General features: G+C 44.6%; 20 protein-coding genes and 3 pseudogenes. 4 read left to right on the forward strand and 19 right to left on the reverse strand.

The features are described from left to right. Positions 1-213: 213 nt before the first annotated feature. The 12 genes and pseudogenes from KXG62_RS32215 to KXG62_RS32270 form a co-directional block, all read right to left on the reverse strand. Positions 214-497: pseudogene (locus tag KXG62_RS32215) on the reverse strand (hotdog family protein). 115 nt (positions 498-612) lie between these two features. Further along, positions 613-1,518, reverse strand: coding sequence for a sensor histidine kinase (locus KXG62_RS32220; protein ID WP_343223560.1), 906 nt, complete (start codon positions 1,516-1,518; stop codon positions 613-615). A gap of 17 nt (positions 1,519-1,535) precedes the next feature. Next, complete coding sequence (locus tag KXG62_RS32225; protein ID WP_218096112.1) at positions 1,536-2,285, reverse strand: ABC transporter permease; 750 nt, start codon at positions 2,283-2,285, stop codon at positions 1,536-1,538. After that, the gene (locus tag KXG62_RS32230; RefSeq protein ID WP_218096113.1) at positions 2,278-3,201 is read right to left on the reverse strand and encodes an ATP-binding cassette domain-containing protein; all 924 of its coding nucleotides are present in this window, start codon (positions 3,199-3,201) and stop codon (positions 2,278-2,280) included. The genes KXG62_RS32225 and KXG62_RS32230 overlap by 8 nt, the downstream gene beginning before the upstream one ends. A gap of 79 nt (positions 3,202-3,280) precedes the next feature. Continuing rightward, positions 3,281-3,973: a response regulator transcription factor gene (locus KXG62_RS32235; RefSeq protein WP_218096114.1), complete on the reverse strand. Its 693-nt coding sequence runs from the start codon at positions 3,971-3,973 to the stop codon at positions 3,281-3,283. Positions 3,974-4,085: 112 nt separating this feature from the next. Further along, positions 4,086-5,078, reverse strand: a complete 993-nt coding sequence (gene lplA, locus KXG62_RS32240; RefSeq protein ID WP_218096129.1) for a lipoate--protein ligase — start codon at positions 5,076-5,078, stop codon at positions 4,086-4,088. 177 nt (positions 5,079-5,255) lie between these two features. Further along, positions 5,256-5,705 carry a hypothetical protein gene (locus KXG62_RS32245; RefSeq protein ID WP_218096115.1) on the reverse strand — a complete coding sequence of 150 codons (450 nt, stop codon included), beginning with the start codon at positions 5,703-5,705 and terminating at the stop codon, positions 5,256-5,258. An 89-nt stretch (positions 5,706-5,794) separates the two neighbouring features. Then, complete coding sequence (locus KXG62_RS32250) at positions 5,795-6,991, reverse strand: winged helix-turn-helix domain-containing protein (protein WP_218096116.1); 1,197 nt, start codon at positions 6,989-6,991, stop codon at positions 5,795-5,797. Continuing rightward, the gene (locus tag KXG62_RS32255; protein WP_218096117.1) at positions 6,988-7,182 is read right to left on the reverse strand and encodes a hypothetical protein; all 195 of its coding nucleotides are present in this window, start codon (positions 7,180-7,182) and stop codon (positions 6,988-6,990) included. Before KXG62_RS32255 ends, KXG62_RS32250 begins: the two co-directional genes overlap by 4 nt. An 811-nt stretch (positions 7,183-7,993) precedes the next feature. Further along, a pseudogene (locus KXG62_RS32260) lies at positions 7,994-8,397 on the reverse strand (NUDIX hydrolase). Between the two features lie 247 nt (positions 8,398-8,644). Beyond that, positions 8,645-9,538, reverse strand: coding sequence for an AraC family transcriptional regulator (locus KXG62_RS32265; RefSeq protein WP_218096118.1), 894 nt, complete (start codon positions 9,536-9,538; stop codon positions 8,645-8,647). A gap of 203 nt (positions 9,539-9,741) precedes the next feature. After that, complete coding sequence (locus tag KXG62_RS32270; RefSeq protein ID WP_218096119.1) at positions 9,742-10,254, reverse strand: P-loop nucleotide/nucleoside kinase family protein; 513 nt, start codon at positions 10,252-10,254, stop codon at positions 9,742-9,744. A 1,204-nt stretch (positions 10,255-11,458) separates the two neighbouring features. On the opposite strand from KXG62_RS32270, the gene KXG62_RS32275 reads away from it, so the two are divergent. Further along, positions 11,459-12,521 (forward strand): IS630 family transposase gene (locus KXG62_RS32275; protein ID WP_218096120.1). Its coding sequence is split into 2 segments (ribosomal slippage): positions 11,459-11,962 and positions 11,964-12,521, totalling 1,062 coding nucleotides; the frame shifts between segments, so codons are not numbered across the junction. Here KXG62_RS32275 and KXG62_RS32280 read toward each other — a convergent pair. The 5 genes from KXG62_RS32280 to KXG62_RS32300 all read right to left on the reverse strand — a co-directional run bounded on the left by KXG62_RS32280 (position 12,518) and on the right by KXG62_RS32300 (position 16,547). Beyond that, entirely contained in the window at positions 12,518-13,117 is a 600-nt protein-coding gene (locus KXG62_RS32280) for a sulfite exporter TauE/SafE family protein (RefSeq protein ID WP_218096121.1), read from the reverse strand. The two genes, KXG62_RS32275 and KXG62_RS32280, sit on opposite strands and share 4 nt — an antisense overlap. A 279-nt stretch (positions 13,118-13,396) precedes the next feature. Further along, complete coding sequence (purM, locus tag KXG62_RS32285) at positions 13,397-14,440, reverse strand: phosphoribosylformylglycinamidine cyclo-ligase (RefSeq protein WP_246627741.1); 1,044 nt, start codon at positions 14,438-14,440, stop codon at positions 13,397-13,399. Positions 14,441-14,652: 212 nt separating this feature from the next. Further along, on the reverse strand, positions 14,653-15,129 hold the full coding sequence (locus KXG62_RS32290) for a UPF0158 family protein (RefSeq protein ID WP_218096123.1): 477 nt from the start codon (positions 15,127-15,129) through the stop codon (positions 14,653-14,655). 174 nt (positions 15,130-15,303) lie between these two features. Beyond that, positions 15,304-15,774, reverse strand: coding sequence for a class I SAM-dependent methyltransferase (locus tag KXG62_RS32295; RefSeq protein WP_218096124.1), 471 nt, complete (start codon positions 15,772-15,774; stop codon positions 15,304-15,306). A gap of 368 nt (positions 15,775-16,142) precedes the next feature. Next, a complete protein-coding gene (locus tag KXG62_RS32300) occupies positions 16,143-16,547 on the reverse strand; it encodes an NUDIX hydrolase (protein WP_218096130.1) in 405 nt (134 codons plus the stop codon). A 340-nt stretch (positions 16,548-16,887) separates the two neighbouring features. Here KXG62_RS32300 and KXG62_RS32305 point away from each other — a divergent pair, with 340 nt between their 5' ends. The 3 genes and pseudogenes from KXG62_RS32305 to KXG62_RS32315 all read left to right on the forward strand — a co-directional run bounded on the left by KXG62_RS32305 (position 16,888) and on the right by KXG62_RS32315 (position 19,608). Further along, positions 16,888-17,412 carry a DUF6431 domain-containing protein gene (locus KXG62_RS32305; protein WP_281427062.1) on the forward strand — a complete coding sequence of 175 codons (525 nt, stop codon included), beginning with the start codon at positions 16,888-16,890 and terminating at the stop codon, positions 17,410-17,412. 50 nt (positions 17,413-17,462) lie between these two features. Beyond that, a pseudogene (locus KXG62_RS32310) lies at positions 17,463-18,815 on the forward strand (DDE-type integrase/transposase/recombinase). Further along, positions 18,808-19,608: an ExeA family protein gene (locus tag KXG62_RS32315; protein ID WP_218096125.1), complete on the forward strand. Its 801-nt coding sequence runs from the start codon at positions 18,808-18,810 to the stop codon at positions 19,606-19,608. Before KXG62_RS32310 ends, KXG62_RS32315 begins: the two are co-directional and overlap by 8 nt. 194 nt (positions 19,609-19,802) lie before the next feature. On the opposite strand, the gene KXG62_RS32320 is transcribed toward KXG62_RS32315, so the two are convergent. Together KXG62_RS32320 and KXG62_RS32330 are read right to left on the reverse strand one after the other, a co-directional pair. Beyond that, positions 19,803-20,285 carry an NUDIX hydrolase gene (locus KXG62_RS32320; RefSeq protein ID WP_218096126.1) on the reverse strand — a complete coding sequence of 161 codons (483 nt, stop codon included), beginning with the start codon at positions 20,283-20,285 and terminating at the stop codon, positions 19,803-19,805. A gap of 409 nt (positions 20,286-20,694) precedes the next feature. Next, a complete protein-coding gene (locus KXG62_RS32330) occupies positions 20,695-21,318 on the reverse strand; it encodes a hypothetical protein (RefSeq protein ID WP_218096127.1) in 624 nt (207 codons plus the stop codon). Positions 21,319-21,636 lie beyond the last annotated feature (318 nt).

Here is a 21,636-nt window from a genome sequence, read left to right on the forward strand (position 1 = left end):
CGATGCGCTTCTGCGCACAGATTTCTCCGTACGCAGGCATCCTAGCTACACGGGGGCTTGGCCCCTCCCGTGACCGGACTTTCACCGGCTAGAAGATGCGTGCTTGGCTGGGCACGCTGAATCTAAAAGGAGCTGTCCTCTTGGCAGCTCCACGTTATCGTTCCTCTTCGCTTAACGGGGAGGAATAAATGGCTGCTCCCGTTAGATGAAAACCTAAATCGAGCTAAATGCAACCATTATTTCAGCTTCACATACCAATTCATTATTTACCGAAGCGACGCCTTTTCCTTTGACAAACTGTCCCTTAGTTCGAGTTATATCGAATACAAGAAGGAGTTGATCTCCTGGTTTTACTTGGCGTTAAAATAAGGTTCATTGATTGACACATTTTTGATCCCGACAGCTCTCCTCCCCGCATTAACTTCCAAAATTCTATCGACTAAAAGAAATGGATTTCGATGAGGAATATTTTCTTTAATTCTTACAATATCAAGCATATATGGCCTCCTTTGATCAGTTTACTACTATCTTACCGCCATCTGGAAAAAATGGCCATAAGTTCGTTTAACAGAACCCTTTATTATATTAACCTCATTATGATTTAACGTAATTTCACCGTAACCTGTCCCATTCGCAGGTCATGATGAGCTTATTATCTACTAATTTAGAAGTCAGTTTGCCCTGCATTTTTATCATAAGGCTCTTAGCGATCGATAGTCCCAAACCCGTGCCCTTTTCGGATCTTGTTTTATCCGATTTATAAAATCGATCAAAAAGAAAACCAAGATCATTTTCACTTAACCGACTCACCGCGTTGCTGACGGTCAGTTGTACAGAAGAATGCGATCGTTCCAGGCGAATTGATACGTTTCCGTCGGAGTGTGTAATGGCATTAATTATTAAATTTTCAACCACGCGTTTTACTGCAGACGGATCGGCTATGATGCTTATCTCTTCCTCTGGAATTTGAAGCTCCGGCTCAAGGTTATGCTGAATAAATGGATCGTAAAAGCCGACTAGCACTTCCAAAATCAGTTGGTTCAGCTTGATCTTTTCCAGCTTTAAGGAATAATCTTCCGATTCGATGAGTGATAATTCAAAAAAGTCTTCCAATAACGCTTTTAATCGCAGCGCCCCCGTTTTAATGGTCGTAATATACTGCTTTCCTGTTGCTGAAGGTAAATCATCCGACTCCAAAAATTGAATATACCCCAAAATCGAGGTCATCGGTGTACGAATATCATGCGATATATTGGCAATCGCCTGTTTCAACTCGTTTTCTTTATGCCGTTTGTCTGCATGTGCCTGAACCGTGGAATCGATTTGATGATTGATTTCAACCGCGAGCTTTTCAAAGTCTTTATCATAATAGGCCATATCGATTTTCTTACCGGTCTTCTTGGAGTTATACTGGCGTAATTGCTTGGTAGCACTTTTTATTTCTTTTTTTAACAAATAAAAGCGAGTGAGAAAAAATAAGGCGACCAGTACCGAAATAAATGCAATATAGATCACCATTCTCACCCGCTTTCCTATTACTTGATTTCCTTTTTTTGAAAAACGAAACCGCCTATAAGTCCGAAAGTAACAAAAGTTACGATGGGTACGATCATTAATTTAATCACTTCACCGTTACCCAAATTAAATTTGCTAATGTCTAACACCAGTTTAAAGGCAGAATAATTATAGAATGTTTCGATTAGAGTAAATTTCTGGCCTAACGTGTACAGAATACTATCAAAAAGGAAGAAAAATAGGATCAAAAAGCCAATCGTCTTGCCGCTATCTGTAAATAGGATGGCAGCTAAAGCCATAATCGACGCAAAGGCCGATGCATAGAGGATGGTAAATCCGACGGTCTGAATAAAATAATCGAGGCCCGGCATATCGTGGAACCCATAAAAAATGGTTCCCACCAGCATCAATCCCATAGGAAAGCATAATGAAATCATTACGGCACCCAATGAAAATACAACTAATTTGGCAAAATAAATACGGATTCGGCCGTTACCGGAAGTACCGATACTTTTCATTGTACCGATAGAATATTCGTTGGAGATAAAGAAACCTGCAAGTATGCAAGGCACCAACTTCATGATATAGCTGTTTCCCCCTTCCAGCCCTACTGCAGCATATAATTCTTTTATGGATACGGAAGGCGTTTTCAATACAACGAAGATCAGCAACAGATACGAAACCGCTGCCGCGATCAAGCCAATGACCAATGACCAAAAAATTCGATCTTTTCTCAGTTTATATAATTCAGCTCTCAACAAATTACTCATGCTTGCCGCCCCCGATCCGATTGGTAAAATACGTTTCCAAATCTTCCCCGACCGGCATGAATTGTTCAATAATCAACCCTTCATCCGTTAGTGTTTTGGATACTTTACCTGGGGCATGAACATGTTCAAATAGTTTTATCGTTCCGTCAGGCAATACTTCATAACGAGTAGACCTGAGCTGAGTTTCGATCACGGCCGCCGCTTTATCCGTGTTATCCACTTTAATATAGATGTACTGTTGGCATTTCTCGTTAAGCTCATTGACCGTTAATTGCTCTAGCAATTGCCCTTTATGAATAATGCCGATATGGGTAGCAAGCAAGTGGAGTTCCGTTAAAATATGGCTCGAAATTAACATGGTAATTCCATATTCTTGATTCAGTTTCTTCAATAACTCCCGGATTTCTACTACGCCCATAGGGTCGAGCCCATTGATCGGCTCATCAAGAATTAAAAATTCCGGGTCTCCTAATAGCGCAATGCCGAGACCCAGCCGTTGCTTCATCCCGAGGGAAAAATTTTTGGCTTTCTTTTTTCCTGTATCCCGCAGTCCTACAAGGGAAAGTGTTTTTTCAATGCATGCCTTCCCAGGAATACCTTTTAACAACCTGTGCGCTTCCAGATTTTCAGCGGCACTCATATGCGGATACAATGCAGGGCCCTCGATAATCGTCCCGATTCGCTTTCTAGCCTGAATAAGCTCCTGTTCGTTGCTGCATCCGAATAACTCAAGCTTCCCGTTGGTTGGAAAAGCAAGGCCGGTTACGACCCTAATGAATGTTGATTTGCCTGCGCCGTTTTGCCCGATAAACCCGTAGATGGATCCCTTTTTTATAGAAAGATCGACCTTATTCAAAGCCAATTGATCTTTGTATCGCTTGGACAAACCGCTTGTTTTTAGAACATAATCGCCCATTTATCGTACCTCCTTATATCATGCTTTTAGTGTAAGCAGCAAAACATAAGAAAGGCTTAAGATGGTCCTTAAAAAAAGCTTAAGCTTTTAATCGATACCCCATTCCCCAGACCGTTTCTATATACTCCTCGTCAGGATTGGCAACGGATAGCTTGCTTCTGATATGGCTCATGTGAACATTGATCGTATTATCATCCCCGTGGAAAACTTCCTTCCATACACTTTCGAACAGGTTTGCTTTCGTAAACACTTTCTTGGGAGAAGACAAAAGAAGGAGCAAAATTGCATATTCCCGTGCCGTAAAATTAATTTCCGCCCCATTGACATTTACGATTTTAGAGTCTGTATCCATAGAGATGTCTTTATAGGTGATCACTTTGTTTGGCGCAGTCTGGCTAGTACGTCGGGATCTTCTTAAGAGAGAATCGATTCTCGCAGATACTTCCTCAATGTCAAAAGGTTTTGTAATATAATCATCTGCACCTGTTCGTAGTGCGTCGATTTTCGACTCTTTCTCCATCTTTGCCGAAATAATCATGACAGGTGCTGAACTTTGCTCGCTGATTGTTGCAAGAATCTTTTCCCCGGTCATTCCGGGAAGCATTAAATCCAGCAATATCATATCCCATTCCTGCTTCTCCAAATAAATCATGGCTTCTGTGCCGGAAAAAGCGGATTGAGGAAAATACCCGCTATTTCGAATAATGTTGCATAATAGTTGATTGATATCATTATCATCCTCAACGACTAAAATCGCGACTTGCTTATTCATTTTATCTACACCCTATGATTAGATTCCAATATGACACCATACTGCTGCCCGATAGTAAGGCAGACTGCCGATGATGCCGGCAGCCTACTCGTCATGGTGCTATTGTGAATGGTTACTCGTAGAAAAACAGGTCCATCCATTCATCGCGCGTAACAGGACCGAAATAGTGCGTCAGATCCACCGTATCGACGAGGTCACCGATTGCCTCAGCGTCGTACCTGACCCCCACCAACTTGGCAGCGAACTCCGCCGCTTCGCCAAGACTGAAGAAGTCGCCATACACGGCCGCCTCGCGGATGACGCCGCCTTCGACATTAAGCCGGACGTCGTATGTGCCGGCCGACAAACGTTTCGTCTTGCGTACGTTGAACGCCGGCGAGCGTCCGTAATTCCAATCCCAGCTCCGGTAGCGCTCATCCGCCAGCTTCCGTACCGTGCTCCAGTCCTCGTCCGTCAACTCATAACGTTCGGGGGTCCGTCCCTCATAAATGGACGCCAGCAGCTTCGCCTTGAACGCGCCGATACTCATCGGCTCTGACAGAAACTCCGTAATATTCGCGACCCGGCTGCGCACCGACTTGGTGCTTTTCGACTTGAACTTTTCCGGGTTGGCGTTCAACGCGGCGGCCACGGCCGCCATGTCCGAATCATAGAGCAGCGTGCCGTGGCTGAATATGCGTCCTCTCGAGGCAAACTGCGCGTTGCCGGATATTTTGCGTTCTCCGACCTGTAGGTCGTTTCGTCCGGTCAGTTCGGCCCCAACGCCCAGTGACCGGAGCGCTCGGACAACCGGCTCGGTAAACTTGCGGAAGTTGTGAAACGACTTGCCGTCGTCGTTCGTCACGAAGCTGAAGTTCAGATTGCCGAGGTCATGATAGACGGCACCTCCTCCCGACAGCCTGCGCACGACGTGAATATGGTTGTCCTCAACGTAGCGGGCGTTGATCTCCTCCGCCGTATTCTGGTTCTTACCGATGATGATTGAAGGTTCGTTTACATAGAGAATCAGATATTCGTGTCCACCCGGCAAATGCCGAAGCGCATATTCTTCAATCGCAAGGTTCAGTGCCGGATCGTGAAGATCGGGATAATCGATCAGCAGCATGAGTCCGCCCCCTTCAACGTTAGTTGTAGCCCCCATTGTACCGCAATCTCCGCGCTAAAGAAAATGAAACCGGCTAAGATGCTCGTTACTTCAACGATAAACAAAAAGGAGCTGCTCCTGTGTGAGGCAGCTCCACGCTATCGTATCCCGTAATAACCTGGTTTACACAGGTTTAATTTATCTCGCCTGATTATTCAGGATTTGCAGCATCTTTTCCAGACACCCGACACCTTTCCCCTCTTCGGCTCTCGCTTCAGTCAGAAGCTGAATCGCCGCCTCTGCCTGCTCCGGGTCGTTCGGATCGCCGCCCTTCGGAAAGGGGAATCTGTTTCTGAACGCTCCGAAGCAGCCGGAGACCTTGTCATAATGGCGGGCCGCTTGTCCGGCAAGCGAACTAAGTTGTTGGTTTTCCTCATCTTCACCTTGCAGCTCTATAGCTATCCGCTCCATAAACTCAGCTGCATACATTCGCTGATCGTGAACATACAACCCGTGGAGCGTATTCCCGAACACCTCGACATTCCGCTTCTGAAACGCCTCGATCCATGCGTCGTAACCGGCTAGGCCATTGCGATACTGAGAGTCCTCCCGCTTGTAACCTTGTTCGTAGGCATGCTGCACCGCCATTCGGAGAGCTCCCTGCAGCATCTTCTTTTTGTCGACCGCCCTGATTCGTATGTGGAGACTTGTCGGCGGATGTTACCGGGGAACTGGAATTATCCGTTCATAGACTCTGTCGAAATCGTCTCGCAGCCGTTAAATAATGCAAAATTTTGAAAACAATTGTCCAAAGCTCTTCGCAATTGCTTTGTTGGCTTTATATTGTTCTCGTACCAGATGTTTTTAACAACCAGCGTCCCGGCTTCTCGCTCCACGATTACCTCGACTCGACCGATGAGGCTTTCTCCATATAGTAGAGGCAACACATAATAGCCGAATTTCCGTTTGATTGCAGGCGTGTAAATCTCCCAGGTGTAATCGAATCCAAACAATTCGTTGATCAGTTTTCTGTCCCATATGAAATTATCTAGCGGGGCAATCAGCTCGCAGCGCCATTTCGGCGCTGGATTTTGCAGAACGGCTTCAATAAGCGGCAAGTCCTCCGCGCGGCAATAAAGTATATCCTTCATTTGTTCCACGGCAACAGCAACAATGCGAGCTTCGTGCAACAGTTGGCGGAAAACCTCGTTGCGCTGCTCCGCTTTCAATCCCCATATGTTCAGCCAGGCATCGGATGCGCGATTCCATAAAAGGCCAACAGCGCCGATTCGACGCAGTACCCGCCACTTGTGATGCTCCAGCTCGCCTTCCAGCGGCTCCGGCGCATTCAGCAGATTGGGCTGTATGTACTTCCCTGCGATATCGTAATATTTACGCGTTCCTTTTTTGTGATGTATAATCAACTCGCCTGTCGAGTACATCTGCTCCAGCACCGACCGGGATGAATTGTTTCCGCTGCTCCAGTGGATGGCCGATCGCCAAGCGAAATTCCCATCCAATTTTAAATCATCCGAACTTAGCGCACCGTGATTTTGGATGTGAGCTCGCACTTGCTCTGTCAACGCTTCCATTTCGGGATAGCGCTTGGCATGTTGTCGGGCGGCCTGCCTGTACCGCTCAAAATACGGCCAGTCCTCGACAGGGATAATGGCCAAATTCTTGTCGGAATAATCGACAAGGATTCTATCTTGGTACAGCAACTCGGCGAGCATGCTCTTGGTAAATCCTTTGACTCGCGACTGCAGCACCAGTTCGGCGTTTTTTCCGCAAACATCGATGGGATCGTATTGAATACAACCGACCTGCCGCACAAAATCCAATACTCCCTGCTTTCCGTTAAAACGATATTCGCCCAACAACCCATGCTTCAATAGCAGAAATTGCCGTGCCTGGCGGTTCGTCAATTGGATCATGTACACATCTCCTTAACGAAACAAACGGGAGCCGTTTGCACATGATGATGGATGGCGAGATTGCTTATCTGGATAAAGTTACTATCTGCTTCTTTCCTTAATGAGGGTATCCATTGGGAAGCTTCATCAGAAACGCCCTTTCCTAATTTTCCATTAACAGGGAATTGCTCTTTTTCAATGATTTCAACCACGCCTACTCCCCCTATCCGTTGGAAAACGAAAAACAAACATACGTTCCTATAAAATATTACCATTATCTCGATCATAAAAACAAGAACTATTGAATGCTGCTTGTTAACGCAAAGAAGCTGCCGATCCTCGCCGGTAGCTTCATCTGAGTTGTTATTAAGCTATCGCTCCCCGTAAGCTTCAAAAGCAAGTTTCGATATATAAATCCCTTATTTTCGCCGACTTATCATCCCATTTATCTACTTCGTCTATCGAAACCTAACCATATCCCAATAGCCCTTCTTCTAATTTGAAAGTTCCTCGACGAGGAAAATGTATTTTTTCTTATCTTTATTAAGCAAGTTAATGATACTAACCTCATAACCAGTTTCTTCTCTAGCTTCTCGAATACAAGTTTCTTCTGGTATATGACTTAATGAGGGGTAATTATTCATGGTGTTGGAATTAATCCAATATTTCAATAATTTTTTTAGCAGTTAATAAGCATTCACTTTTATTTAATTTCCGCGAAGGATCCAAATGTCGAAGCATAGATTCAATATACCCTGCTATTTGCTCAAGGTCCCTTGACCCGCTAGAGCGAATGCATCTTAGTATTTCATAACTTTCGATCCCGTAGATCTTTAAATCAAATGGATCCCATTCGGCAATGATTTTATGTATTTTGTCACTTTGAGAATTAATAACAATTCCTCCTCAATCCCCGTACTACAATATATTCCACATATTACTCTGCTATCCTGCCCGTGGAAACGGCGACCGATCGTTGGCCGGCTGCCGTCGTGTTTTGATTCAACTATCGTATCCGTTACTTTAATGACGTGCTACTTGTTCCAGGAATTTATTAATTACTGGTTTGTCTGGAGGAGATAATTCGATTGGAATTTCTCTATAGCTAAAAAAACGTAATTCTTGTACTTCGTCTCCATCTTCTTTCGGTACTCCATCATAATCAGCACATAAGTAAGCGGTTACAACATTATATACTTCATCACCATTAGGATATTGATAATACAGGTCTTTTCCAGAAAATACATGAAACCGTTCAAGACTCCTGGATTTGAGTCCTGTTTCCTCAAAAAGTTCTCTTGCAGCAACCTCTTCTAAGGTCTCTCCAAGTTCCATCGAACCTCCAGGTAGCCCCATAAACCGTTATCCGTTCTACGCTGGAGTAATAGTCGTTGATTACTGCTCAAAAGAACGCATGCTCCTGTCATTATAACTGGTCTTTTCTATTTTCATATGGTAATAATCTCCTTATAAAATAACATTAGGAATAGGAATTGTATCCTCGAGCTTTCTAAACGATACTGCCTGTTAGCTGAACAGCCTGCCGGATCACGCCGGCAGGCTGTTTAATTAAAGTATCGTCTCCCATTTAGTTTAAAGAGTTGGAGGATTCAAATCTTCTTGGTCTTAACTGGGAGTAGCCCCATCAAGACGACTACTTCCTCAATACCAATCCTACGATTCAATTTTTTTAATTACGGGGACCCAAACTTCCATTTCGCACATGCCGTTGTCTCTACCGTAGGTCATCCTAAATTCAGGACCATCTGCGCATTCGTAGTTGCTGCTCGGAAACCATTCCCCCCAAATACGCCTCCACAAATCATGAATACCGCTTTGTCCGTAAGCGTGGAGGCCAGTTGAAAAAATTGCGTACGTTTGAGGAGGGATTGAGAGCTTTTCAAACCCTTCAGGCAAGCCGCCCTGTGGCAAAAAATAACCAATCATGTAGGAGAATTTGTCCTCGTTGTTGTATTCCTCGTTGTTGTATAATACCGCATGGAGCTGGCCATTCCCCCCCACTCCCGCAGCGGCACGAATGCGGTCTACGGTTCCGTCAGAAATGCACTTGGACCAAAACTCAGGTATTTCAACCAACGGTTGCTCAAGTACATCTCCAGCACCACTGATCAACTTTGAAACGCCAAACATTTCAAAGCCTTGTTTTTCCTCGATTTTGTAATTCATCTCCACATCACCTCGAATCGAAATATGAAAGGATACCCGAGGATAGGCCTTGAGTGAAACACCTTTGTCGCGCGCTGACATTGGCATCACACCGTGCATTTTTTTGAACGCTCTGGAAAATGCCTCAGGCGATTCATAACCATACTTCAATGCCATGTCGATTACCTTCACACCGCTGTTTTGCAGTTCAAATGCGGCCAGGGTGAGCCGCCTACGCCGAATATACTCAGAAAGCGGAACGCTGGTGATGAACGAAAACATCCGCTGAAAATGGTATGCTGAGCAACAGGCCATTCTTGCTATTCGATCGTAATCGATTGCTTCAGTCAGGTGTGTTTCGACATATTCCATTGCGCTATTCATGCGATCTAGCCAATCCATTCAGATCCTCCTCTCAAGTTTGATAATAGCTGATCATGGGAAATGGGACATTGCAATCCTTGCACTAAAATATCATGTTCTAAGCCTGTGCCTGAGTTATTCCGCCCGTTCGTATTGTTGTAATCTCCCAGTTAACGTAATGAAGCCGCCGGTCATGCCGACAGCCTCGTTATGAATATGCTATCGTCTCTGAGGGAGTGCAGTCAACTGATTTTTCTACGCTCCCGATCCAACTGTTCACGTAACGTCGTCAAGCTTTCGGACACAGTTTGATGAGCTGTGTCGATGACAATGTGATCTCGGTCCCAAGCATCGTACTGTCGGTTCCTGACCTTCTCCCACGTAGGTAGAACAATGCCGGGAATATCGGCTACACGCGTTTCGATTCGATGCCTGTGTTCACGATCATCAGAGCAGACTACTTCGATTTCCACAAACGGAGTTTCAAGATATTCCGCCACGTTGCGCCAAGCTTGGCGCGTTACTTGGATGGGATTGACTGTATCTGCTATCACGTCGAGGCCCAACCGGAGATTCTGCGATGCAATTGCATAACACACGATGTAACCCGCAGGTCCGTCGACCCACGTTCCGGCATCCCGCATAGCCTGCTCCACGACATCAACCCGGAGATACATGGCCTGTAACTCTTTAGCCAAGGCTGACGATAACGTGGACTTTCCGGTGCCTGGTAACCCGCTAAATATATAGAGCAAAAAAACTCGCCTCCTTCACAAAATAAAGCGTATAACTATAAATGCTTTAACACAATGACGGCTGCACCGCAGCAGCCATTCTGGTGTTGAACTATCGTTCTCCATCCCTCAATCAAGTTTATTCAATGGTTGCCCAAAAACCTCCATGGAATGAGGTGTCTCGAAACATCATCATTGATTCAATCTACGATTTCTTGCTTAGCGACGTTCTCGACCCAAGTGACAAATTGGGGACAGTCGTTAATGGTGTAGACCGATACTCCGGATATCCCTCCAATCGTGTAATATGCTCAAAACCGTGATCGTGCGCGATCATGATGACGGACGAGTCCGTCTTACGATACAACGTGAGATTGCCATTGGCTTCAAAGGCAAACGCAATGTAATCGATAGGCTTTATCTCAAACGAGCTCCCGCTCATCACTGCACACCTCTGCGATATAGGATTCCCACCCCTGAAAGCCTTCCTCCGCCTCTTGATAGGTAAGCGCAGAGTTCAAATTACAGAGCCAGCTGTTTTCCATCTCATTCCATCATTTCGTGATTCCGCCGAAATGGGCTAACAATGTCCGATGTTCTGGACAAAGCGGTTTATCTACTACCGTTACAGGTGGTTTCACGAGCCATCCGAAGTCTCTCCCTGATGATCCGTCCAACCCAATAACTGGCAAGGTTCATGGTTGATCTGAAGCTCGGTGACTCGCGAGTTCCACAGCAATTCGCTGAGTGTAGGGAATAAGTTGGTGAACCGTACCTAAAGATGAAAGAAATCTCTTCCTTGGATCGTTTGGGAGAACGATACTTGATCACTCGGCTCAACAAACCATGAGGCGTAATCGAAAAAGTCTGTCAAATCTTGATTCGAACTACTCGCCATGTTTACACGTCCCCTATTGAGGTTTTAAAAGTGAGTTATCACCCTATAGTACCCCGTTAGCTGAGCAATCAAAGTTTCTTTAGACGAATCCTAATCCAGTTAATAACGTCCAAGAACCGGAAACAATGATTAACCATAACGCTAATTTTTTGAATGTTTTTTCATTCAATTTATCAACTGCTTTTATTCCCACCAATACGCCTGCAATTAAGGCTGGTATCATCCAACCTATATAGATTGAAGCATTGAACTTCCAAAAAAAAGCAAGGGATTTCCTTATCACCGTCGAACTGGTTTGGTAAGATTCTGAATGAGGCGGTGAACGGGATGACGAACAAAGGCGCCCTGGCTGAAGTGGAAGAACGACTGAGATCCACAAAGGATCGCCGGATGTACGAACGTTTGCAGACGGTTCGGTTACGAATCATGGGAATGCCTGTTAAGGAGATAGCTGGAATCCTATGTCGATCCGAGAAAACAATTCGCAGCTACATCCATACTTATGAAACAGAAGGGCTACCCGGTCTTCACATGGGTTTCTCTCCCGGTCGGACCTCGAGGCTGACCCCGGAACAACGAGAGGAATTGAAGCAAGCGATTGTCAATCAGGTGCCGGCTGACGTGGGCTTCACGGCCAAATTCAATTGGACCTTACAGCTTATTGCCGATTACATCGAGCGCACCTATGGACATCGTTACTCGCTGCGCGGTGTGTCGAAGCTGATGGAGCATATGCATATGAGCTATACGAAACCGACGTATACGCTTGCTGCCGCAGACCCCGCCAAACAACAACAGTTTGTGGAAGTAACATTCCCGACCCTAAAAAGGGGTTGAAACTGGCGAAATTGCTCACCTTTTGTTTGAAGATGAAAGCATGATCCGGGACTACCAGGCTCTTCAACGGACCTGGTTTGAAAAGGGAAAGCAACGGATCGTCCGAACCACCGGTAAACACCGCGGCGTGAAGTTGCTTTCGACCGTCGATTACTGCAGTGGCCAGATCGTTTGGCACGAAGATGAGTCCTACAATGCCGAAACGTTTCTATTTTTCCTCAAGAAGGTGCTTGAAGCGTATCCTTCGGGCACGATTACAATGGTGCTGGACAACGCCCGCATTCATCATGCCAAATTGCTGAAACTGTTTCTGAACGAGAACAAGCGGCTAAATCTCGTCTTTCTGCCACCATACAGTCCCCAACTGAATATTGTGGAAGGGCTCTGGAAGTGGCTGAAAGCCGATGTCGTGAACAATGTCTTCTACCATACGGTAGCCGAGATCCGTAAAAACGTCTCTTCTTTCATGAATGCGGTAATGCAGCAACCTCTAACCGTCATAGACCGGCTCTGTGTCCGGATGGAGCCTGATCATGTTGTGGAATTTCTTTAATTCAACTTATATAGATATAACGCTACTTCTATATTTAGCAACCCACTGTAAAAATACGTACAAATCGTGATGATATTTAAAATAAATGCGTAAGCTGTGATGTTCGCCCTGAAGGTCTGTTTATCTACCCCTTGATTTGATAGGAAGAGCGCAACAGGAGGACCACTTAGCCCAACAGAGCCATTCAGCAATCCACTTAATACTCCAACTGGAACAAAAGCTACTCTTTCATTTCTAATCGAGAAGGATTTTCCTTGCAATATTGCTATCGAGGACAAAAGGATTAAAAACCCTATTATAATTTTTATGATTGAAGGATCAGTATACATTAATAATAAAGTCCCCATTGGAGCAGCGACAAGGCTACTAATGAGAAGAATCCATATTTTCCTTAAGTCGACATGTTTCCAAGCTTTGAAGAGAACAGATATATTTGAGATCAAACTTAGTATTACAACGATTGGCACAACTTGTTGCAGTGGAAGGATTTTTGTAAGTAATGGAACTGATATTAAAGCAAAACCAAAACTCGTTAAACCTTGAACAAAGGCTGCTAATATGATTACAAGAATACCTAAAATAATGGTTTGGTCCATGTTGTTTGCTCACGTTCCATTCTTCATTAGTAAATAATGGAGGACCTCTGCTCTATAAAACTACCAGTTACGAATTTACTGTTTGCAGTATATCGATTGAACGCCTAGATTTGAATGGATTAATGTTAGATCATATAAATTTATGTTGTTGAAGAAAACTGCCAGTTAGCATAATGAGGCCGCCCGAAGCGGCCTCATTATGTTTGTGTTGAGCTATCGTATCCGTTAGCGCAACGATTATTAGAAATCAAAAGCCGCCCTAGCCTAGGCGGCTTTTGATTAAACCCAATTTAATTCATTTTGGAAGAAAACCTGCTTATCCCCATCAATTATTTCTCCAATTACATAACTATTCAACCCGTTTGCGGTAACGTGCTGCTTTACGGTATCCGCTATTTTCGGGTCAACAACCAAGATAAAGCCAACACCCATATTAAATGTGCGCAGCATATCCCTTTCGTCTACGTTCCCTACTTGACGAATCAACTTGAATACAGGATGAATTTCTACACGCGATAGGTCAACGAGTGCATTTAAACCTTCCGGAATTACCCGGTTTAAGTTACCTTCAATCCCGCCACCCGTGATATGGGCCATTCCGTGAAGTCCATCCATCCTAAATAAATCTAAGAGAGGCTTGTAATAACAGAGGTGCGGCTTCATAATAGCGTCTAAAAAGCTTTCCTCGCCTACCTGCATATCCATGATTTCGGGATGTTGGTCTATAATCGCCCGAACCAGAGTGTAGCCGTTTGTATGAATTCCATTCGACGAAACGGCTAGTACTAAATCTCCCTTCCGTATTGCTGAACCATCGATGATTTTCGATTTATCCGCGATCCCTACGATGCTGGATGTAAGAATATACGAGCCTTTTTCCAACACCCCTGGCTGTATGGAAGTCTCGCCGCCGGTTAACACACAATCCTGCTCCTTACACGCCTCCGAAACAGCATCAACAATTTCGCTAATTGTTTCTTTATCGATCGCACCGCAAATGATCGCATCCTGAACCGCAAGAGGCTTCGCACCCATCACGATGATGTCATTGATCAAATGATTAATCATATCGTAGCAAATGGAGCGAACCCGTCCGTATTGAAAAGCCAGCTTTTGCTTCGATCCCGGCTCTTCCGTTTTCATCACCAAAACGGGATGCTCGTACTCCGGAAATTTAAAGTCGTACAGCGACGCGAAGGCGCCAAGCGAGTTCAATACCCGACTGTTATTCGTCTCCAAGCTTTTGACCATATTTTGCTTAACTGCATCGGTATCGTTTATGTTAATGCCGGTCCTTGCATAAGTTAGTTTTTCATTACTCACTTTGCAGCCTCCAGATAGCATTTTCTAAAAATTGTAACATACCTTAGTTAATTATTCTAATCCGCTCCTCGATTTATTGAAAAACGGCAAAATAAGATCAAGCTGGATAAGATGCATCTAACCAGCGTGATTCATGGTGATAAAGTTGAACTATTCTGCCAGTTAGCACAACTGAGTTGTTTATTCACTCATTGTAAAAATAGGGCCCTTTCTTACTGCTGGATTTCAATTTCGTGTTCCTTACACCAATCAATTACTAATTCCTTTATCTTACTTTCTTTGTACTTAAACCAAAGTTTATCGACACTTTGTTCAATTATACTATCTTTAAATCTCCGAAATGCTCCTCTTCCTTGAATGGCATCATACAGTTCTTCTCTAATGTCGTCATCCTCTAGAGTCCCGATAAAATCCTGTATGATTTCATATTCGTTGAAATCGTTTTTTAACGAGAAGTCAACGTATACCCCTTCTTCATCCTCAATAATGCTTATTGCTTTTTCAATATTCTCTCTTTGCCATTCAGGAAAACTTTCAAGTGGTTTTTCATCTTCTGCAGCTCCAATTTCTTCTCTCATTAATGTAATAACTTCGCCTGTTTTGGTGTTTATAAAACTTAAAGTATCATCAATTTGAAGTTCAATTTCACCGACTAGATCATCCAACTTTACTGGTTTGATATTCTTCATTTGACTTTTACCCCTTTCGATTCATACAAACATCTTATCCAAAAAAACAAACAAAGCTACCTAATCGGCAGCTTAGAACATGACTTGATTAGAGTATACCAATTTTGAGGCCACCGAACTATCGTCTCCCGTTAGCTTAATATCTACAGGTGTCGCAAATTTAACTTTTCATTATTATTTCTGTAAAGTAAGTGCTTGAAAATATGGTTGTCCATCCTGTAATGGAATTGTGTTAAAACTTATTTTTTTAAAATGTTTTCCTACAACCGCTCTTATTGAATTATCAGAATATGATGCAAAAAAACGTTTAGGATCACACCAATCATTATCCCATATCCCCTCTGAATCTTTTCCACCATACAATCCCATATAGAAGAGAGCATCTGGTTTAATTATTCGTTTGATTCCTAAAAGTACGTCATCTATTTCGTTTTTAGGCACATGTAACAGACAATTTAGGGCATATACAGCATCAAATGTACTGTCGGCGAAATCTAAATCGTAAAAGTCCATGACATATGCTTGAAGTCCTCTCTCCTTGCAATAGCCTACCATCTCAGAAGACAAATCAACACTTGTTACCTCAATACCATTTTCCTTGAAATAAAGACTATCAATGCCTGTACCAGCACCAATTTCAAGCATTTTTTTTTATCCGATGAAAGTAACTTGTTCAGAAAATTTTCTCTCTCAATAACTTTCCACTCAGCAGGTGTAGCATTTACCCTTCTATGCGAGTCAATATCATATGATTTAGCAAGATTAATATTATTCATATGTACACCTCGATTAAAATGTTTTCGAAAAACTTCCTTGCCGTAGGAATATTAGGCAGCTTTCTTAAGAAGATTATTTCATAAAACTGGAAGTTATACTACTGAAAATTGGCTGATATTTAACTTACAGATTAACATCGGTAGTTAAACATTACTGCCCGTTACTTCAACGGAAGACGGCAACCGATGTGTCAAGTTGGCTGCCGTCGTGTTTGATCGAGCTATCGTTCCCGTTACTTAATGACGTGCAACTTGTTCGAGGAATTTATTAATTACTGGTTTGTCTGGAGGAGATAATTCGATTGGAATTTCTCTATAGCTAAAAAAACGTAATTCTTGTACTTCGTCTCCATCTTCTTTCGGTACTCCATCATAATCAGTACATAAGTAAGCGATTACAACATTATATACTTCATCGCCATTGGGATATTGATAATACAGGTCTTTTCCAGAAAATATATGAAACAGTTCAAGACTCCTGGATTTGAGTCCTGTTTCCTCAAAAAGTTCTCTTGCAGCAACCTCTTCTAAGGTCTCTCCAAGTTCCATCGAACCTCCAGGTAGTCCCCATAAATCGTTATCCGTTCTACGTTGGAGTAATAGTCGTTGATTACTGCTCAAAAGAACGCATGCTCCTGTCATTATAACTGGTCTTGAACCGACTAACTTTCTTAGTTCCTTTATGTAATAACTCAATGGATACCACCCTTTTCTATTTTCATATGGTAATCATCTCCTTATAAAATAACATTAGGAATAGGAATTTTTATACTAAAGTTTTCTAAACGATAGTAGCAATACTGTTGCCGCTAGAAGATAACGTCCAATAGCTGGCTGGATTGCCTGTCCGCAAGTTGCTGAATATAATGTCCGTATCATAGAAAAGGAAAAGGATGCCTCCCATGTACGTGAGCCTGCTGCAACAGGCGCACGGGATGCATCCCCCAAATCAACATGGTCATTGTATCAGAATATACGTTGGTTGAGAAGTCACCCGGCGTTTTCAGTTAGATGTGCTGAGGCGGTTCTCTCCCCCTGCTGTGGAGAAGAAATGCATGTAATCGGCAGCAGGAAGCGGAAGATCGTAGGCGGGGGCGGAGATCATCGCCTTCTACTCATTCGCCGAATGCGGTGCAACCAGTGCCGCAAGATTCATCACGAGTTGCCGGATTGCATCGTACCTTACAAGCGGTACGAATCCGAATGCTTGGAGCAAGTCGTTACGCAATCGGAGACGGCATCCACGGTAGCTGCAGACGACGCAACCCTGCGTCGCTGGAAGGACTGGTTTCAAGAGCAGTCCACGTACTTGCTTGGCGTACTAAGATCCATTGCCGTCCGCTTTCATCTGAACCCTGTGGAGAAGTTGTCCGTTCCTTCGCAGTCTGCACATCAAGAGTTCGGACACTACGTCGGGGACGCCCCCGGCTGGCTGGCGCAAATTGTCCGCCCGGTCGTAAATACAAATTTGTGGGTACATACCCGTTCTGCATTCTTGTCCGGCTAGGTGCTGCGGTAGACTCATCTCGAAGTCTACCAAAGTGAGGTGCAGAATAGATGAAAGATCAGAAGAAAGCGGAGTCCATCGCCTCCGAGCGTGTACAGTTGTTATCGCCGCTACTGGCAGAAGGGCTCGACCCCGCCAGAGCTTGAGAGATAAAACAGCGAATCTGCGAGCAGACCGGGCTCTCCGAGCGGACACTCCGTCGGTACCTGGCGAAGTACAACGAGGAGGGGTTCGGCGGTTTAAAGCCTAAAGGCAAAGGGCGTCAGCCTTCCGAAGCCACCATTCCACAGGAGGTGCTGGAGCAGGCCATTTTGCTTCGCCGCGAAGTCCCGAGCCGGAGCGTTGCGCAGCTCATTCAGATTCTCGAGTGGGAAGGCCGCATACAGCCAGGCGAAATCAAGCGTAGCACCCTGCAAGAGAAGCTGGCTCAGCGAGGCTACAGCACGCGCCATATGCGCATGTACGCCGAATCCGGTGTTGCCGCAAGACGCTTCCAGCAGCGCCATCGTAATCGTCTGTGGCACTCAGATCTCAAGTACGGTCCCTACCTACCCATTGGTCCGAATGGCACCATGAAGCAAGTGTTCCTTGTGACGTTCATCGACGACGCGACGCGGTTTGTGCTGCACGGCGCGTTCTACCCGGTCATGGACAAGACCATCGTCGAGGACTGTTTCCGCCATGCCATACAGAAGTTCGGCGTGCCCGAATCGGTTTACTTCGACAATGGCAAGCAATACCGAACCAAATGGATGACGCGCGCCTGCTCGAAACTAGGTATTCGGCTGCTGTTTGCGAAGCCGTATTCGCCGGAGGCTACCGGTAAGGTCGAACGCTTCAACCGCGTGGTTGACGCGTTCCTGAGTGAGGCAGCGCTGGAGAAGCCAAAGACGCTTGGGCGGCTCAATGAACTGTTTCAGGTATGGTTGTCGGAGTGCTATCAGAACAAGCCGCATTCTGCGCTCGAGAATAAGCGTAGTCCGGAAACGGTCTACCGCAACGACAAGAAAGCCCTGCGGTTCGTAGACCCGGACGAGCTTGCGAATGCCTTCCTGCACTGCGAAACGCGCAAGGTCGACAAGTCTGGTTGCATCAGCTTCATGGACCGTAAATACGAGGTTGGCCTGCCGTTCATCGGCTGTACGGTCGATGTCGTGTTCGACCCGGCGGACATCTCGGAGCTATCCATTGAGTATGAGGGGCATACGCCTTGGCGTGTGCGAGAACTCGTTATCGGCGAACGTGCAGGCAAGCGACCATCGCTGCCCGAACATCTAGGTCCATTGCCAGCTGATGCATCACGACTCTTAGCGGCGGCAGAAGTACAGAACCAAGATCGCAAGGTACAGCAGGCGCCGGCTGTGGCTTACCGCCGCGTAAGCAAGGAGGACAGCCATGTTTGAATCCTTCTACAGCCTTGGCCGTTCGCCTTTCTCGCGAGACGTGCCGACGAGTGAACTATACGAGTCGATCATTCTGGAAGAAACGCTCGGGCGACTTGAGTACGCTGCCCAGCGTCAGTGGTTCGCGGTCGTCACCGGAGACTGCGGTACAGGCAAGACGACGACAATTCGCCGTTTCACCGAGGTGCTCGACCCCGCCAAGTACAAGGTACTCTACTTGTCGGACTCCAAGTTAACGCCGAGGCATTTCTACAAAGGACTGCTCGAGCAGCTCGGCTGTGAGTCCAAGTTCTACCGCGGCGACGCTAAGCGTCAGTTGCATCGTGAGATTGAACTCATGCGGGGGATTCATCGGTTGCAACCGGTGGTCGTCGTCGACGAAGCGCATCTGCTGGATCGTGAAATGTTGGAAGAAGTACGATTCCTGCTGAATTTCAAGATGGATGCGCAGAGTCCCATGGCGCTCATCCTAGTCGGGCAAAGTGAACTGTGGGATCGCTTAAATCTTCAGGCGTATGCAGCCATCCGGCAGCGAATCGACCTACAGTGCAAGCTCCCGCATTACGATCGCGCTCAGACCGGCGATTACATTCGTCGCCACATGGCGTCCGCCGGAGCAGAGCATGACATCTTCACCGACAGCGCGATCGACGACATCTTTCGGTTCTCCAGCGGTTCGGCTCGGTTAATCAGCAAGGTCTGCACGCACGCTCTTATCTATGGCTCACAGAACAAACATCGGATCATTGACGATCATATGATCAAGCGCGTCATCCAGGGGGAATTATCTTGATTCTCCTTTTCTTTTTATTTAACATGGACAACTTGTCCATCACCAGCATGACAACTTACGCCGTCAACTGGCGGACATTATGCTTTAGCAGTAACAGCAATACGAGGCCGCCGATTAATTCCCGCGGCAGCCTCATGATATTTGTGTTGAGATATTGTAGCTATTATTATCTGTTAGCAGAGAACGTGTTGATCCTAAGCCAATTGGTTTAAAGGTACTTGTTCATAACAAAAAGTGGTTCCATCTTGATCATAGGTATACCTATGATCAAGAATATAACCATCAATCATTAAAGGCAAAAATTCCTGTATTCGATTTGATATCCCACGATTATTAGAATCTAAAACCCAAGATATTTCTTTCCATTCAAGAATACCTTCATCAATACTGACCGGTGTCGAGTATTCATAATTTTCAGACACTTCGCCTAAAAAAACGTGCATCCCTGAGGTACCTTTGACAGGATTTATCCATGTTACGGTGCCAGTAAATGAGACTTTTTCTAATCGAATATTGGTTTCTTCAAATACTTCTCTTAAAACGCATTGCTCCGGTATTTCACTTGGTTCGATTTTGCCTCCAACCCCATTCCAAACACCCATCTCCGGCTGTTTATTTCTATTTATCATTAATAGTTCTGTGCCGCGATTAATGAAGCAAAGAGTATATCTATACATATTGCTATTGCCAGCTCCTTTGATTGTTAATCTCCATCTTTTTCTTAAATGCTTCTTCTAAGTCAATGTTGAACTTATTAGCAATATCAAAAATGTTCCAAACAACATCAAATATCTCAAACCCTATATTTTGCTTAAGCTCGTCTAGGCTTCCATCTTGTATGGCCTTATTTATCTTTAGAACCTCTTTCATAAGCATCCCAACCATTTTTTTCACTGAAGTCAGCGACATGTTTTTGAAGTTCTGATATCATCATATATTTATCCCCTAAGATCATCCATATATTAGTTTATTACCCTTATTGTAACACATTGTTATTGGTAAAATAATCCACGTCAGTAACCTGCCTGTTATTTCAATAAACGAAAAGAAGCTGCCGGCGGCGAGCTTCTCAAATATCGTTAGCCGTTAGAGTAATTCCGCTAGTATCTGTTTTGCATAAGAATCCCAGTCTGCTTCATCTGTGTTTATCTCTAAAGTGGGAATAAGCGATTGTTTAGCACACATACGAAGCTTTTCCTGATCCTCTAAAAACTTCTGACATGCCTCTGTTACCGTGGGGTGATTTTCCATCACATACGATTTCCAAGCTTCACCCCGACTTTCAATAAATCTAGGCTCTACAGCATCTGGGGATAAGGTTAAGAGTATACAATGTGCATTCAGCCTCGATAGACGTTTTTCCAGCATTTCAATTTCATCAGAATCTTTAAAGGCCGCACGATGATTTACATTGAACCTCTCCAAAAGATAAAACAGACCGTTTAATGGTTTCATATGACCAAGTGAATCAATCCATTCGAATTGTTGCTCAAGATACTCAACATGACGATTTAAAAGCTGAATATGTTCATCCTTGTCCATGGATCTTAAGACACCCTGGTATGAATGCAAAACTTGCGAGTAATGTTCACTTATTGCAATTATCGCCTTTTCACCATTGTGTGTTTGGCAATGTATTCTCTTTATTGCAGAAAATACCGATGTTTTTCCTACAGTAGACAGCCCTTCAATAATTACTCCTCGAATCATGTTGCACCTCTTCATCTTGTTTCCCTATCCTTGCAACAAGAACGCCGGTAAATCACGCGGTAGCCCTTTTTGTTTTGGCTCTTATTTATTCAAATTCCAATTACTCGTTCCATTATGATTGAAAATTTCGGTAATTGTTTAAAATATCCTGCCAGTTACTTCAAAGGTCAGTTAAAGAAGGAGCTACTCCCAGGCAGTATGGTGCTACAAGATGTCAAGACAGTTATTTTGATATAATTAAGGTGTGAATGAGTTCACAATGTTAATTGGTAAGCCTGTAAATCTTGATTCAGATCCAATCCTCGACTGGAAAAAATA

The sequence above is a fragment of the Paenibacillus solanacearum genome, assembly GCF_910593845.1.
GTDB lineage: Bacteria > Bacillota > Bacilli > Paenibacillales > NBRC-103111 > Paenibacillus_G > Paenibacillus_G solanacearum.